This is a genomic window from Citricoccus sp., from assembly GCF_032154715.1.
In the GTDB taxonomy this organism is placed as follows: domain Bacteria; phylum Actinomycetota; class Actinomycetes; order Actinomycetales; family Micrococcaceae; genus Citricoccus.
Genome location: NZ_JALDXU010000080.1, coordinates 1 through 14,758 on the forward strand (window position 1 = coordinate 1; position 14,758 = coordinate 14,758).

Below are 14,758 nucleotides of genomic sequence, written 5' to 3' on the forward strand. Positions count from 1 at the left end.
ACCCGCGTTACCGCCGTGAGAGGGCAGCGTACTAGGCCGCTATACGATGGGGCCGTCACCGTTACTCAACCGTCCTGCCGCGAAGCATGTCCGATTGGGCAACCCCAGTAGTATTTCACACTCTGGGGGATTCCACCAAATCGATCGAAACCGACCCGATGGACTCCGCTGGGGTACCAGGACTCGAACCTAGAATGACGGTACCAGAAACCGTTGTGTTGCCGATTACACCATACCCCAATGGCTGTCAAGTAGATGATCCGGTTGCCCCGATCTCCCTTGCGCCCTTCATGCCGGACTCACTCCGGCACGGGTGTTCACTATACCGGCGTTCCGCCGCAATGACAAAACGGCCTCCACGCGGCGTGCGCCTCGCTTACAGTGTGGCCATGACAGCGCCTTCCAGTCAGCCTGTGTCCCTGCGCCGCACGGTCACCACCGCGGGACTCTTCTTCTTCATCCTCGGCGATGTCCTCGGAGCGGGGGTGTACGTCCTCGCCGGAGAGATCGCCGCCACGGCGGGCGGCGCCGTCTGGATCCCGCTCGTGGTGGCCCTGGTCCTGGCCCTGCTGACGGCCGGATCGTACGCCGAACTGGCCACCAAGTATCCGCGCGCCGGAGGCTCTTCCCACTACACCATGCGCGCCTTCGGCCCCTTCGTCGGCTTCCTGGTCGGGTTCTGCATGCTCTCCGCCGGCATCGTGTCCGTGGGCACCCTGGCCCTCGGCTTCGCCGGCGACTATCTCACCGCATTCGTGACGCTGCCCACGGCACTCGTGGTGGTGGTCTTCCTGGGGCTGCTGGCCGCGCTGAATGCGCGTGGCATCTCCGAGTCGATGGGCGCCAACCGCGTGGCGACCATCATCGAGGTCTCCGGCCTGATCCTGGTGGTCGTCCTCGGCATCATCGTGGTGGCGCGAGGCGACGGGGATCTCGGCCGGCTGACGGAGCTGGGCACGGACGACCATGGTCCGCTGCCCGCGGTCCTGGCCGGAACCGTCCTCGCCTTCTACTCCTACGTGGGCTTCGAGACGAGCGTGAACATCGCCGAGGAGACCAAGGACCCGGCACGGTCCTACCCCCGGGCCCTCTTCGGCGCCCTCATCGTGGCCGGCGTCGTCTACGCCCTCGTCGGCGCGGCTGCCGCAACCGTCATCCCCACGGCGGCACTGGCCGAGAGTTCCGCTCCCCTGCTCCAGGTGGTCACGGCCGCCGGAATCGTCCCGCCGGTCCTCTTCAGTGTGATCGCCCTGGTAGCGGTGGCCAACGGAGCGCTGCTGACCGGCATCATGTCCTCGCGCCTGACCTACGGCATGGCCCGGGACGGACTGCTGCCGGCCGTCCTGACCCGACTGCTGCCACAACGGCGGACTCCCTGGGTGGCCATCATCGCCACCACGGGCCTGTCTCTGGTGCTCGCGCTGACCGGCACCCTGGAGATCCTGGCGGGCACCATGGTGCTGTTGCTGCTCGTGGTGTTCACCGCCGTCAACGCCGCCGTGCTGGTGCTGCGGCGGGATCCGGTGGACCGGCGCCACTTCCGTGTTCCGGCCTTCCTGCCCGTGGCCGGGATCGTCTCCTGCCTCGGGCTGGTCACCCAGGTGGAGGGTGAGGTCTGGCGACTCGGCCTGCCGTTCCTCGCCCTCGCGGCGGTGCTCGCCGGCCTGGCCGCCTGGCGCCGGCGGGCCCGCCCTGCGCACACCTCGGAACGGGACGAGACTGGGCCGGAGGCCTCCCACGAGACGTCCGGCCCGGGCACTGAGCCGGCGCCCTAGGCCTCCGGCGTTGCCCCCGCCGTTGGCTGTTCAGACTCGTCAGCCGGTCTGTTCAGCCTGTTCCGCCGCAAACCGGTCCAGTCGCGACAGGGTGGAGGCCTGGCCCAGGATCTCCAGGGACTCGAACAATGGCGGCGAGATCTTCTTGCCGGATACGGCGGTCCGCACGGGACCGAACGCCTGCCGGGGCTTGAGCCCCAGGCCGTCGATCAACGCGGCACGCAGGGCAGCCTCAATGGACTCGACGGTCCACGAACCGGCCTCGATCCCGTCCAGGCCGGCTCGGGCCGCGGCCAGGGCCGCCGGCAGATCGGCGGGCATGCCCTTCAGGGCCCCGTCCGCTGTCCTGATGTCCGCGTCCGGCTGGAAGAGGAAGGCGAGCATGTCCACGGCCTCCCCGAGGAGGGCGACGCGCTCCTGGACGAGGGGCGCGCCGGCGTCGAGGATCTCCTTCTCACGGTCGGTCAGGGCCTCCCCCACGAGGCCTGCGGCCTGCAGGTAGGGCACCAGCCGGCCACGGAAGTCGGCGGCGTCCAGCATCCGGATGTGGGTACCGTTGATCGCCGTGGCCTTCTTCTCGTCGAAGCGTGCGGGGTTGGCCAGCACCTGGTGGATGTCGAAGGCCTCGATGAACTGCTCGCGGGTGAAGATGTCCTCGTCCGCCGCGATGGACCAGCCCAGCAGGGCAAGGTAGTTGATGAGCCCTTCGGGGATGAAGCCGCGCTCACGGTGCAGGAACAGGTTGGACTGCGGATCACGCTTGGACAGCTTCTTGTTGCCCTCACCCATGACGTAGGGCAGGTGCCCGAACTCCGGCATGTACCGGGCCACACCCACCGCATAGAGGGCCCGGTAGAGGGCGATCTGGCGGGGTGTGGAGGAGAGGAGGTCCTCCCCGCGCAGCACGTGGGTGATCTCCATCAGGGCGTCGTCCACGGGGTTCACCAGGGTGTACAGCGGGTTCCCATCGGCGCGGACCACCACGAAGTCCGGGACGGAACCCGCCCGGAAGGTGATCTCACCGCGGACGGTGTCCGTGAAGGTGATGTCCGTGTCCGGCATGCGCAGGCGCAGCACCGGCTGGCGGCCCTCCGCCCGGAAGGCCTGCTTCTGCTCCTCGGACAGTTCGCGGTCGAAATTGTCATAGCCCAGCTTCGGGTCTCGTCCGGCGGCCCGGTGCCGGGCCTCGACCTCGTCAGCCGTGGAGAAGGCCTCGTAGATGTACCCGGCGTCCCGGAGCTTGGTGATGACGTCCTGGTACAGGTCCGCCCGCTGCGACTGCCGGTACGGGCCGTGCGGTCCACCGACCTCCACGCCCTCGTCCCAGTCGATGCCGAGCCAGGCCATGGCCTCCAGCAACTGCTGGTAGCTCTCCTCGGAATCGCGCTTGGCGTCGGTGTCCTCGATGCGGAACACCATCTTGCCGCCGGTGTGGCGCGCCCAGCCCCAGTTGAACAGGGCCGTGCGGATCAGCCCGACGTGCGGGGTTCCGGTGGGTGAGGGACAGAAGCGGACGCGGACGGGCGTCTCGGCGGGGACAGCGGGAACATCGGCAGGGGCCGGTCGGGTTTCAGGGCTCATGATGGCAACCATCCTAGTGCGGGACCCGCCGCGTCCTCGTCACGGGCGGGCCGGCGCCCACAGCGTCAGCGGCGGAACACCGTGGTGAGGGTGCCGATGCCCTCCACGGTCGCCTCGGTCCGCTGCCCGCCTTCCACGAGCCCGACGCCGGCCGGCGTCCCGGTGAGGATGACGTCACCGGGGAGCAGGGTGAAGGCCTGGGACACGGCGGAGACGATCTCCTTCACGCCGAAGACCATGTCCGACGTGCGGCCGTCCTGGACGACGGCGCCGTCCAGTTCCATCTTGATGCCCAGGTCCTCGGTGTCCGCGCTGGTCAGACCTGTCTCGATCCACGGCCCGAGGGGACAGGCGCCGTCGAAGCCCTTGGCACGGGCCCACTGCAGATCGGCCTTCTGCGCATCCCGGGCCGTGAGGTCGTTGCCGACCGTGTAGCCGAAGACCACATCGTCCACGCGCTCGGCGGGGACATCCTTGCAGATGGTGCCGATGACCACGGCCAACTCCGCCTCGTAGGAGATCTGCTCGCTCCAGGCCGGCAGGGTGACTGGCTCACCCGGGCCCACCACGGAGGTGTTGGGCTTGAGGAAGAACTGCGGGCTGTCCGGGACGGCGTTGCCGAGTTCGGAGGCGTGGTCCGCCCAATTGCGTCCGATGCCCACGATCTTGGAACGCGGGATGATGGGCGCCACCAGGCGCACGTCCGCCAGACGGTGGCGGGTGGAGGTGGGCTGGATGCCCTGGAAGAACGGGTCCCCGTGGAGGACCACGACCTCCAGGTCCTCCGGGTCGGCCTGGGGGTTCTCCGCCTCCCCCTCGACGAGTCCGTACTGGGGTTCGGCGTCTACAACAAATCGGGCAATGCGCATGGGACCAGCCTAAGTCAGCGCAGCCGGTGTCGCGGCCCGCCCGGTCACACCCACCGGGTCACGCCAACCGGTGCAGCCAACCGTGCCGGTCGTCGCCGTGGCCGGTCTGCAGGTCCAGCAGCTCGCGGCGGATGTCCAGCGCCACCGAGGTGGCCGGATCGATCTCGGGCGACGTGAACGAGTCCTCGCCGTCCACGAGGGTGCCGATCGGGGTGATGACCGCGGCTGTGCCGCAGGCGAAGACCTCGGTGATCTCCCCGCCGGCCACTCCCGCGCGCCATTCCTCGACGGTGATCGAGCGCTCGACCACGTTCAGGCCGCGATCCCGGCCCAACTGGAGCACGGAGGAGCGCGTCACGCCCTCCAGGATGGTGCCGGTCAGCTCCGGAGTGACCAGACTGCCGTCCGCGAAGACGAAGAAGACGTTCATGCCGCCGAGTTCCTCGACAGCGTTGTCCCGGACCGGATCCAGGAACAGGACCTGGTCACAGCCGTGGGCCGAGGCCTCGAGCTGGGCGGCCAGCGATGCGGCGTAGTTGCCCCCGAACTTGGCGGCACCCGTTCCCCCGTGGCCGGCGCGGGCCAGCTCACGCGACACCCAGATGGACACGGGCTTGAGCTCGCCACCGAAGTAGTTGCCGGCCGGGGAGGCGATGACCTTGAAGCCGACCTCGTTGGCCGGCCGCACCCCGAGGAATTCCTCGGTGGCGATCATGAAGGGGCGCAGGTAGAGCGATTGGCCCTCACCATCGGGAACCCAGGACTGGTCCGTGGACACGAGCACGCGCAGCGCCTCGAGGAAGACCTCCTCCGGCAGCTCCGGCAACGCCAGGCGGCAGGCGGAACGGTTGAGCCGGGCGGCGTTGGCCTGCGGGCGGAAGGTCCACACGCTGCCGTCGTCATGCCGGTAGGCCTTGAGGCCCTCGAAGATCTCCTGGGCGTAGTGGAGCACGGCAGCGGCCGGCGAGAGGGACAGCGGGCCGAACGGCTCGAGGCGTGCGTCATGCCACTCTCCCCCGCTGTGGGGTGCCGAGGACACCGCGTCGCCATCACCCGACGCCCGGGTCCAGTCGATGGAGACCATGTGGTCGGTGAAGTGCTGCCCGAAGCCGGGGCTGACCAGGATCTCCCGGCGCCGCTCCTCGGCGATCGGCGAGGGGTGGGGGTGGCGGGCGAATTCCATGGTCACGGCAACTTCTTTCTCATCGGGTGCGTCCATCATAGAACCCACCGGCTCTCCGGGCGGTGACGGCCGGCGGCAGGACCCTGTTGGCGGCCGGGTACTGGCTCGCTCCGGGTCCGGCTCAGACGGAGCGGGCGATGGCGTCGCCGATCTCGGCGGTGCTCCGAGCGGCGCCGCCGTCTGCCGCGCCGCGCGCGGCGATGTCCGCGTACACGGCCTCGTTGATCCGGCGGGCGGCCTCGGGGCGGCCCGCATGCCCGAGCAGCAGGGCCCCGGAGAGGATGGCCGCCGTCGGGTCTGCCTTCTGCTGGCCGGCGATGTCCGGGGCGGAGCCGTGGACCGGCTCGAACATGGACGGTGCGGTGCCGGAGATGTTGAGGTTGCCGGAGGCGGCCAGGCCGATGCCCCCGGTGACGGCCGCGGCGAGATCCGTGAGGATGTCCCCGAACAGGTTGTCCGTCACGATGACGTCGAAGCGGGCCGGGTCCGTGGTCATGAAGATCGTGGCGGCATCGACGTGCATGTAGTCATGGGTGACGTCCGGGTGCTCCGCGGCCACGGCCTCCACGGTGCGGCGCCACAGGTGGCCGGCGTGGACCAGGACATTGTGCTTGTGCACCAGGGTGACGTGACGGCGTTCGCGGGTGGCGGCCAGAGCGAAGGCATGGCGGACCACGCGCTCCACGCCGAAGGCGGTGTTGATGGAGACCTCGGTCGCGATCTCCTGTGCGGTGCCGCTCCGAATGGCTCCCCCGTTGCCCACATAGGGGCCCTCGGTGCCCTCACGGACCACCACGAAGTCGATGTCCCCCGGATGGGCCAGCGGGCTCGGGATCCCGGGGTAGAGGCGGGACGGGCGCAGGTTCACACCGTGGTCGAGCGAGAACCGCAGCTTGAGCAGCAGCTCGCGCTCGATCAGCCCGGAGGGGATCCGAGTGTCGTTCGGGGCGGCGCCGACGGCACCGAACAGGATGGCGTCATGGCCGCGCAACCGCTCCAGAGCCTCATCGGTGAGGGTCTCCCCCGTCGTCAGCCAGTGGGCGGCACCGAGGGTGTACTCGGTCGCGGTGATCTCGGCGTCGCCGGCGGCAGCGGTGGCCGCGCGCATGACCTTGAGGGCCTCGGCGGTGACTTCCGGGCCGATCCCGTCGCCGCCGATGACGGCGAGGTCCAGCGCGGTGGCGGCACCGGACGTGGCGGACGGAGCGGGGGCGGAGGCGGTGTGGTCCATGACGACAGGCTAGGCCGACACGATCCGGGGCGTCCACCATGTGGTCGTGCAGTCCACATGGTGGACGGCGCCTCAGTCGGCGGCAGGCTCCTCGTGCCGGGGGAAGACCGGCTGGGGGGCGGGCAGGGAGCTGCCCGGCACCAGGGCCTCGTCCCAGGCCGCGAAGGAGCGCGGGCCGGCACCCGAGGCACCGGTGCGGCCGGCGTCGCCGCTGGGGGCCACGCCCAGGAGATCCAACAGCCTCGTCGCGGAGCCCGGCATCACCGGCTGGACCAGGAGGGCCACGCGGCGCACCGTCTCCAGGGTCACGTAGAGCACCGTGGCCATCCGGGCGGGATCGGTCTTGCGCAGCACCCAGGGTTGCTGCTCGGCGAAGTAGGCGTTGGCGTCGCCCAGCAGGGCCCACGTGACCTCGAGGGCGTGGTGGTAGTCCTGCACGCCATAATCCGCGCGGGCCGTGTCCAACAGGCCGGCGGCCGCATCCAGCAGGGCACGGTCCGCCGCGGTGTGCTCCCCCGGCTGGGGCACCGCGCCGTCCAGGTTCTTGGCCACCATGGACAGGGACCGCTGGGCGAGGTTCCCCAGGTTGTTCGCCAGGTCCGCATTCTTGCGCCCGACGACGGCCTCATGGCTGTACGAGCCATCCGCGCCGAAGGGGAACTCGCGCAGCAGGAAGTACCGCACGGCGTCCAGGCCGTAGTGCTCGACCCACTCCGCGGGGCCGACCACGTTGCCCAGCGACTTGGACATCTTCTCACCGTTGTTGTTGAGGAAACCGTGGATCATGACCCGCCGGGGCAACTCGAGTCCGGCGCTCATCAGGAAGGCCGGCCAGAAGATGCAGTGGAACCGCGAGATGTCCTTGCCGATCACGTGCAGGTCGGCGGGCCAGAAGCGGAATTGCTCCGAGTCCTCCGCCGGGAAGCCGGCACCGGTGAGGTAGTTGGTCAGGGCGTCCACCCACACGTACATGACGTGGTCCCGCGTGGGCCGGTTGCCGGAGCCCTCAGCGGGGGCCGGGACGCCGATCCCCCAGTCGAAGGAGGTCCGGGAGATGGACAGGTCCTCCAGGCCGGACTCGACGAAGCGGATGACCTCGTTGAACCGGGACTGCGGGGCGGCGAAGCCCGGGCGCGTGCGGTACAGCTCGAGCAGCCGGTCCTGGTACTGGGAGAGCCGGAAGAAATAGCTCTCCTCCTCCGTCCAGGTCACCTCGGTGCCGGTCTCGGTGGCATAGCGCTTCCCGTCCGGGCGGACCTCGGTCTCGTCCTCGCCGAAGAAGCGCTCGTCCCGGACGGAGTACCAGCCGGCGTACTGGTCCAGGTAGATGTCCCCGGCGGCCTCCATGCGGCGCCAGATCTCCTGGACGGCAGGCGTGTGGTCGGCGTCCGTGGTGCGGATGAACCGGTCGTAGGAGATGTCCAGCACCTCGTCGTCGACCGCCTTGAACGCGGCCGAGTTCCGGGTGGCGAGCTCCAGGGCCGTGATGCCCTCGGCCTGAGCCGTCTGCTGCATCTTCTGGCCGTGCTCGTCCGTACCCGTCAGGAAGTACACATCCTTGCCGTCCAGGCGCTGGAACCGGGCCATCACGTCCGTGCCGACGAACTCGTAGGCGTGCCCGATGTGGGGCTCTCCGTTCGGGTACGAGATGGCGGTCGTCAGGTAGTACGGCTCCCGCTCGGGGGTCTGGTTCTGGGGCACGGCATCCGGAGAAGTCACCCGTCGAATCTATCGCATTGCCGACGCCGGCCGGGCCGCTTCAGTGCACCGCCGACGGCCGGCGTGCCACGTCAGTTCCAGACCGCTGGCGGGTCCGCTGGTCTCCCCGCTGGCCCGTCCACCGGACGCCAGGCGGACGGCTGCCAGGGGGGCGACCACCAGGAGGGCGGAGCCGGTGAACTCCAGCAGTTCCTCCACGTGGTAGCTCGCCACATAGGCCCACGAGTCCAGCGGCACCCCGGCCGCCACCACCAGGGCCTCGGCGCCGAGCGCTCCGAGGAAGAACACCACGATGCCCAGCACATACAGCGCCGTGGACGGGGACGGCAGCACGCGGGCGCACACCCACAGGAACAGGACGACGGCGCCGGCCACCGGCACGCCCAGCATCAGCCACTCGAAGGCCGGCAGCGGATTGTCCCCCACGAGCCGTCTCCACAGCCCGTCCAGCCGCTCGTGGATGCCGGCGTACTCGTCGAGGGACATCAGAGCCAGCAGGGCCCCCAGCCCGCACCAGGCGGACCACCCACCGCGACCATCCAGACGCGTGGGGCGGCGCAGCAGTCCGATGGCGACGCTCAGGGCACCGGCTGTCCACAGCAGGCCCGTGTTCCACCAGGTCGGCAGGTTGCGCTCCCCGGCCACGTCGAAGAACACCCGCACCGGGGAGGTGCGGTCCACCGGTCCGGCTCCCAGGACCAGGGGCACGATCGCCGAGGCGATCACCAGTACCAGTCCGGCGGCGATCAGGGCCCACAGGGTGGGCCGCCACCACGGGCTCACGCTCCCGCCGCGCGCGGCGGAGTGGACCTCGGACTCCGCGTGGATGCCTCGGTGCACTGTCTTCTGCATCGTCTTGTGCATGGCAGAAGTCAAGCACCCGGGGATGAGAGCGGGATGAAGGACGCGCGGGGAGGGTCAGTCCTCGAGGTCGATGCCGGCCACCTTCGAGGCACCGATGGCGTTGCCCAGCTCCTCCGCCACACCGGACGGCAGCGTGGCATCGAGGGTCAGCAAGGCCAGGGCCTCTCCGCCCTCTTCCTGGCGGGACACATCCATGCCGGCGATGTTCACACCGGAGTCGCCGAGGACCTGGCCGATGGTGCCGATGACGCCCGGACGGTCGGTGTAGCGGAACACGAGCAGGTGCTCGGCCAGGGGAACCTCGAGCTCATAGCCGTCGATGCCGACGACCTTCTGCACCTGCTTCGGTCCCGTCAAGGTCCCGGCCACGGAGATCTGGGTGCCGTTGGAGGTGGCGCCCTTGACGGTGACGGTGTTCCGGTAGGCCGGGGACTCGGCGGTGGTGGTCAGCCGGGACTCGACGCCGCGCTGTTCTGCCAGGACGGGCGCGTTGACGTAGGAGACCTGGTCCGAGACGACGTCCGTGAACACGCCCTTGAGGGCGGCGAGCTGCAGCGATTTCACGTCCTTGTCCGCGATCTCACCGGCGACCTCGAGCTCCACCACGGTGAGGGAGTCCCCCGTGGACAGTGCGGTGAGGATGCGGCCGAGCTTCTCGGCCAGCGGGATGCCGGGCCGGACGTCCTCGTGGATGACGCCGCCGGCCACGTTGACCGCGTCCGGGACGAGTTCGCCGGCCAGCGCCAGGCGCACCGACTTGGCCACGGACACGCCGGCCTTCTCCTGGGCCTCCTCGGTGGAGGCGCCCAGGTGCGGGGTGACCACGGCGTTGTCATGGGCGAAGAAGGGCAGGTCCACAGCGGGCTCGGAGGAGAAGACGTCGATGGCCGCGCCGCCGATGATGTCCTCCTCGAGGGCGCGGTGCAGGGCGTCCTCGTCGATGAGGCCGCCACGGGCGACGTTCACCACGAAGGCCGTGTCCTTCATGATCCGGAACTGGTCGTCCGAGATCATGCCGAGGGTCTCCGGGGTGCGCGGCATGTGGATGGTGATGAAGTCGGACTCGGCCAGCAGCTCGTCCAGGGACAGCAGCCGGGCACCGATCTGCTGGGCGCGGGCGGAGGTGACGTACGGGTCGTAGGCCAGGATCTCCATGCCGAAGGAGCGCATGCGCTCGGCCACCAGCGAGCCGATGCGGCCCAGGCCGATGATGCCCAGCTTCTTCTCGTAGAGCTCGACTCCCGAGTACTTGGAGCGCTTCCACTCGCCGCCCTTGAGCGCCCGGTTGGCCGGAGCGATGTTGCGGGCCACCCCGAGGATGTGACCGCAGGTCAGCTCAGCGGCCGAGAGGATGTTGGACGTCGGGGCGTTGACGACCATGACGCCGGCCTGGGTGGCCGACTTGGTGTCCACGTTGTCCAGGCCGACTCCGGCGCGGGCGATGACCTTCAGGTGCGGGGCGGCCGCGATGGCCTCGGCGTCCATCTTCGTGGCCGAGCGGACCAGCACCGCGTTGGCCTCCGGCAGGGCCGCCAGCAACTGGGCCCGGTCCGAACCGTCCGTGGTCCTGATCTCGAAGTCCGGACCGAGCGCGTCCACCGTGGCCGGGGAGAGTTCTTCAGCAATGAGGACAACGGGCTTGGTCTCAGACACGGGTCAATCACCTTCGGGTAGTCAGGGGTGCCGACCGCGCTGGCTCGGGTCGGCCGTTTCGATTCTAGGGGTAGGCAGGGCTGGCCGGCGGCGGACCGCTGGGCGGACCGGCGACCGGCCTGAGGGACGACGACGGCCCCTCGCCAACGCTTTCAGTCGACTTCGCGTGGGTTCTGGGCGCTGTGACCCACGCGAAGTCGACTGAAAGCGATCAGTGGTGTCCGCTCGATCAGCGGGCCGCGGTGCCCTCGGTGTAGTCGTCGTCGGAGTCCTTCAGCCAGGAGAACATCTGACGCAGCTCGCGGCCGGTCTTCTCGATCGGGTGGGCCTCCCCTGCGGCGCGCAGCTTCTTGAACTCGGGACCGCCGGCGGCCTGGTCGTCCATGAACCGCTTCGCGAAGGTGCCGTCCTGGATGTCGGCCAGCACGGCCTTCATGTTCTCCTTGACGGACGGGTCGATCACGCGCGGGCCGGAGACGTAGTCGCCGTACTCCGCGGTGTCCGAGACGGACCAGCGCTGCTTGGCGATGCCGCCCTCGACCATGAGGTCCACGATGAGCTTGAGCTCGTGCAGCACCTCGAAGTAGGCGATCTCCGGCTGGTAGCCGGCCTCGGTCAGGGTCTCGAACCCGTACTGGACCAGCTGGGAGGCACCGCCGCAGAGCACGGCCTGCTCGCCGAAGAGGTCGGACTCGGTCTCCTCGGTGAAGGTGGTCTCGATGACGCCGGCGCGGGTGCCGCCGATGCCCTTGGCGTAGGCCAGGGCCAGATTCTTGGCGTTGCCGGTGGCGTCCTGCTCCACGGCGACCAGCGCCGGCACGCCGCGGCCGGCCTCGAACTCGCGGCGGACCACGTGGCCCGGGCCCTTCGGGGCGACCAGGGCGACGTCAACACCGGCCGGGGGCTGGATGTAGCCGAAACGGATGTTGAAGCCGTGAGCGAAGAACAGGGCGTCGCCGTCCTGCAGGTTCGGGGCGATGTGCTCGTTGTAGACCGCGCCCTGAACCTGGTCCGGGGTGAGGATCATGATGAGGTCGGCCTCGGCGGCGGCCTCGGCCACGGAAACGACGCGCAGGCCCTCAGCCTCGGCCTTGGCACGGGACTTCGAGCCCTCGGCCAGGCCGATGCGGACGTCGACACCGGAATCGCGCAGGCTCAGGGAGTGCGCGTGGCCCTGGGAGCCGTAGCCGATGACCGCGACGGTGCGGCCCTGGATGATCGACAGGTCGGCGTCGTCTTCGTAGTACTTGGTGGTCGTCACAGGAGATCTCCTCGTTGGTGGATGTCTGTTGGGTGAAGGTCTGTTGAAGGTGATGGTTGGGGTGAGTTCTGGATTCAGCTCTTGGGGAGGGCGCGGTCCGTCATCGACTTGCCCCCGCGCCCGACGGCGATGGTGCCGGAGCGCACGAGCTCACGGATCCCGAAGGGCTCCAGGACCTCGAGCAGGGCGGACAGCTTGTCGGCCGCGCCGGTGGCCTCGATGGTCACCGAGTCCGTGGACACGTCCACCACGGAGGCGCGGAAGAGCTCGACGGCCTGGACCACCTGGGACCGGGACGCGGCATCGGAGCGGACCTTGACCAGCAGGTGGTCGCGCTGGACGGAGCCACCGGACGAGAGTTCGACGACCTTGATGACGTTGACGAGCTTGTTCAGCTGCTTGGTCACCTGTTCCAGCAGGTCCCCCTCGGCATCCACCACCACGGTGATGCGGGACAGCCCGTCGAGTTCCGAGGTGCCCACGGCCAGCGAGTGGATGTTGAAGGCCCGGCGGGCGAAGAGGCTGGCGACGCGCGTCAGCACGCCCGGCACGTCCTCCACCAATACGGACAGCGTGTGTCGTGCCATGGTCAGTCCTCCTCGTCCCAGTCCGGGGTCATGTCCTTGGCCACTTGGATCTCACTGTTGCCCACGCCGGAGGGGACCATCGGCCACACCATGGAGTCGCGGGAGACCACGAAGTCGACGACCACGGGGCGGTCGTTGATCGCCAGGGCCTGTTCGATCGTGGCGTCCAGGTCGTCCTCGTTCTCGCACCGCAGGCCGACGCAGCCGTAGGCCTCTGCGAGCTTGACGAAGTCCGGCACCCGGATGGTGTCGTGCCCGGTGTTCAGGTCCGTGTTCGAGTAGCGGGACTCGTAGAACAGGGTCTGCCACTGGCGGACCATGCCCAGCGAGGAGTTGTTGATGATCGCCACCTTGATCGGGATCTTGTTGATCAGGCAGGTGGCCAACTCCTGATTGGTCATCTGGAAGCAGCCGTCCCCGTCGATGGCCCAGACCACGCGGTCCGGGTTGCCGACCTGGGCGCCCATGGCGGCGGGGACCGCGAAGCCCATGGTCCCGAGTCCGGCGGAGTTCAGCCATTGGTGGGGGCGCTCGTACTGGACGAACTGGCTGGCCCACATCTGGTGCTGCCCCACCCCGGCCACGTACACGGCCTCGGAGCCGGAGTGCTGAGAGAGCCGCTCGATGACCTTCTGCGGGTTCATCAGGCCGTCCTCGGTGGGCGTGTAACCCATCGGGTAGGTCTCGCGGAGCCGGTTCAACACGGTCCACCACTCGGCCAGGTCCGGTTCCCCGGCCTCGGCATGGGCGTCCCGCACGGCCTCGGTGAGCTCGGGGATGATCTCCTTGACGGAGCCCACGATCGGCACGTCCGCCGTACGGTTCTTGGAGATCTCGGCCGGGTCGATGTCAGCGTGGATGACTTTGGCCTTCGGCGCGAAGGAGTCCAGCTGGCCCGTGACCCGGTCGTCGAAGCGAGCCCCGAGCGTGATCAGCAGATCGGACATCTGCAGGGCGGAGACGGCGGCCACGGAACCGTGCATGCCCGGCATGCCCAGGTGCTGCTCATGGGAGTCCGGGAAGACGCCGCGCGCCGTCAGGGTGGTCACGACCGGCGCTCCGGTCAGTTCGGCCAGTTCGGCCAGTTCAGCGCTGGCATGGCCGCGGGAGACGCCGCCGCCCACGTACAGGACCGGACGCTCGGCCCGCTGGATGAGCCGCGCCGCCTCCCGGACCTGCTTGGAGTGGCCGCGGACCACCGGCCGGTACCCCGGCAGGTCGATCTTCGGGGGCCAGGAGAACTCCATCATGGCCTGTTGGGCATCCTTGGCCACGTCCACCAGGACGGGGCCGGGACGGCCGGTGGTGGCGATGTGGAAGGCCTCGGCCATGGCCTGGGGGATGTCGGCGGCCTTCGTGATCAGCCGGGAGTGCTTGGTGATCGGCATGGTGATGCCGACGATGTCCGCCTCCTGGAATGCATCGGAACCGATGGCCGTCGAGGCGACCTGACCCGTGATGAACACGCAGGCCTGGGAGTCCATGTGGGCATCCGCAATGGCCGTCACGAGGTTGGTGGCACCGGGACCCGACGTGGCGATCGCCACGCCGGGCCGGCCCGCCGCCAGGTAGTAGCCCTGGGCGGCGTGGCCCGCGCCCTGCTCGTGGCGCACCAGGATGTGACGGATGGTGGTGGAGTCCATCAACGGGTCATAGGTCGGCAGGATGGCTCCGCCCGGAAGACCGAAGACGTCCGTCACGCCCAGTTCCTCCAGCGCCCGCACGATCGCCTGTGACCCGGTCATCTGCACCGGCTCGACGACCCGGTTGGGGCCGGGGACCAGACTGTCGGCCGGCGGCTCGTTCCTGCCCCGCTTGTCGCGGGCCGAATGGGATGGCATCACCGACGGGGTGATGCGAGATCCGTTGCTCATTGCTGTGCCTTCTTCGTCACTGCTAGTCCGATGGCTACTCAAAGCCCCTTGGGTGCCCGGCCCGGGTGTCCCCCGGGTCGTCCGCCTGCTGGCGGAGAAACCAGTGAAGCCGATGTGGGGGCCGGCCTCGTTCCGCTTCCCCAACAAAAAAACCCCGACGG

The 14,758-nt window shown here is 69.2% G+C and carries 11 protein-coding genes and 1 tRNA gene; 1 reads left to right on the forward strand and 11 read right to left on the reverse strand.

Translation table 11 applies throughout. The features are described from left to right. Positions 1 to 168: 168 nt before the first annotated feature. A tRNA-Gln gene (locus RUH65_RS12230) sits at positions 169 to 240 on the reverse strand. Positions 241 to 389: 149 nt separating this feature from the next. Here RUH65_RS12230 and RUH65_RS12235 point away from each other — a divergent pair. After that, positions 390 to 1,775 carry an APC family permease gene (locus tag RUH65_RS12235; protein ID WP_313817744.1) on the forward strand — a complete coding sequence of 462 codons (1,386 nt, stop codon included), beginning with the start codon at positions 390 to 392 and terminating at the stop codon, positions 1,773 to 1,775. A gap of 39 nt (positions 1,776 to 1,814) precedes the next feature. Here RUH65_RS12235 and gltX read toward each other — a convergent pair whose 3' ends face one another. The 10 genes from gltX to RUH65_RS12285 all read right to left on the reverse strand — a co-directional run bounded on the left by gltX (position 1,815) and on the right by RUH65_RS12285 (position 14,564). Continuing rightward, positions 1,815 to 3,356 carry a glutamate--tRNA ligase gene (gltX, locus tag RUH65_RS12240; protein ID WP_313817745.1) on the reverse strand — a complete coding sequence of 514 codons (1,542 nt, stop codon included), beginning with the start codon at positions 3,354 to 3,356 and terminating at the stop codon, positions 1,815 to 1,817. A gap of 65 nt (positions 3,357 to 3,421) precedes the next feature. After that, complete coding sequence (locus RUH65_RS12245) at positions 3,422 to 4,225, reverse strand: fumarylacetoacetate hydrolase family protein (protein ID WP_313817746.1); 804 nt, start codon at positions 4,223 to 4,225, stop codon at positions 3,422 to 3,424. 58 nt (positions 4,226 to 4,283) lie between these two features. Then, on the reverse strand, positions 4,284 to 5,408 hold the full coding sequence (locus tag RUH65_RS12250; RefSeq protein WP_313817755.1) for a branched-chain amino acid aminotransferase: 1,125 nt from the start codon (positions 5,406 to 5,408) through the stop codon (positions 4,284 to 4,286). A 121-nt stretch (positions 5,409 to 5,529) separates the two neighbouring features. Next, positions 5,530 to 6,639, reverse strand: coding sequence for a 3-isopropylmalate dehydrogenase (locus RUH65_RS12255; RefSeq protein WP_313817747.1), 1,110 nt, complete (start codon positions 6,637 to 6,639; stop codon positions 5,530 to 5,532). A 72-nt stretch (positions 6,640 to 6,711) separates the two neighbouring features. Then, positions 6,712 to 8,358: a methionine--tRNA ligase gene (metG, locus tag RUH65_RS12260; protein WP_313817749.1), complete on the reverse strand. Its 1,647-nt coding sequence runs from the start codon at positions 8,356 to 8,358 to the stop codon at positions 6,712 to 6,714. 9 nt (positions 8,359 to 8,367) lie between these two features. Then, a complete protein-coding gene (locus RUH65_RS12265; RefSeq protein WP_313817750.1) occupies positions 8,368 to 9,222 on the reverse strand; it encodes a hypothetical protein in 855 nt (284 codons plus the stop codon). A 54-nt stretch (positions 9,223 to 9,276) separates the two neighbouring features. Then, positions 9,277 to 10,875, reverse strand: coding sequence for a phosphoglycerate dehydrogenase (serA, locus tag RUH65_RS12270; RefSeq protein ID WP_313817751.1), 1,599 nt, complete (start codon positions 10,873 to 10,875; stop codon positions 9,277 to 9,279). Positions 10,876 to 11,104: 229 nt separating this feature from the next. Beyond that, positions 11,105 to 12,136 carry a ketol-acid reductoisomerase gene (ilvC, locus tag RUH65_RS12275; protein ID WP_115930965.1) on the reverse strand — a complete coding sequence of 344 codons (1,032 nt, stop codon included), beginning with the start codon at positions 12,134 to 12,136 and terminating at the stop codon, positions 11,105 to 11,107. A 74-nt stretch (positions 12,137 to 12,210) separates the two neighbouring features. Continuing rightward, complete coding sequence (ilvN, locus tag RUH65_RS12280; protein WP_313817752.1) at positions 12,211 to 12,723, reverse strand: acetolactate synthase small subunit; 513 nt, start codon at positions 12,721 to 12,723, stop codon at positions 12,211 to 12,213. A 2-nt stretch (positions 12,724 to 12,725) separates the two neighbouring features. Next, positions 12,726 to 14,564 carry an acetolactate synthase large subunit gene (locus RUH65_RS12285; protein WP_396180186.1) on the reverse strand — a complete coding sequence of 613 codons (1,839 nt, stop codon included), beginning with the start codon at positions 14,562 to 14,564 and terminating at the stop codon, positions 12,726 to 12,728. Between the last annotated feature and the right edge of the window lie 194 nt (positions 14,565 to 14,758).

Coding starts and splice junctions, on each gene's coding strand:
- RUH65_RS12235 (WP_313817744.1), top strand. CDS start 390: ATGACAGCGCCTTCCAGTCAGCCTGTGTCCCTGCGCCGCACGGTCACC.
- gltX (WP_313817745.1), bottom strand. CDS start 3,356: ATGAGCCCTGAAACCCGACCGGCCCCTGCCGATGTTCCCGCTGTCCCC.
- RUH65_RS12245 (WP_313817746.1), bottom strand. CDS start 4,225: ATGCGCATTGCCCGATTTGTTGTAGACGCCGAACCCCAGTACGGACTC.
- RUH65_RS12250 (WP_313817755.1), bottom strand. CDS start 5,408: ATGGAATTCGCCCGCCACCCCCACCCCTCGCCGATCGCCGAGGAGCGG.
- RUH65_RS12255 (WP_313817747.1), bottom strand. CDS start 6,639: ATGGACCACACCGCCTCCGCCCCCGCTCCGTCCGCCACGTCCGGTGCC.
- RUH65_RS12265 (WP_313817750.1), bottom strand. CDS start 9,222: ATGCACAAGACGATGCAGAAGACAGTGCACCGAGGCATCCACGCGGAG.
- ilvN (WP_313817752.1), bottom strand. CDS start 12,723: ATGGCACGACACACGCTGTCCGTATTGGTGGAGGACGTGCCGGGCGTG.
- RUH65_RS12285 (WP_396180186.1), bottom strand. CDS start 14,564: ATGCCATCCCATTCGGCCCGCGACAAGCGGGGCAGGAACGAGCCGCCG.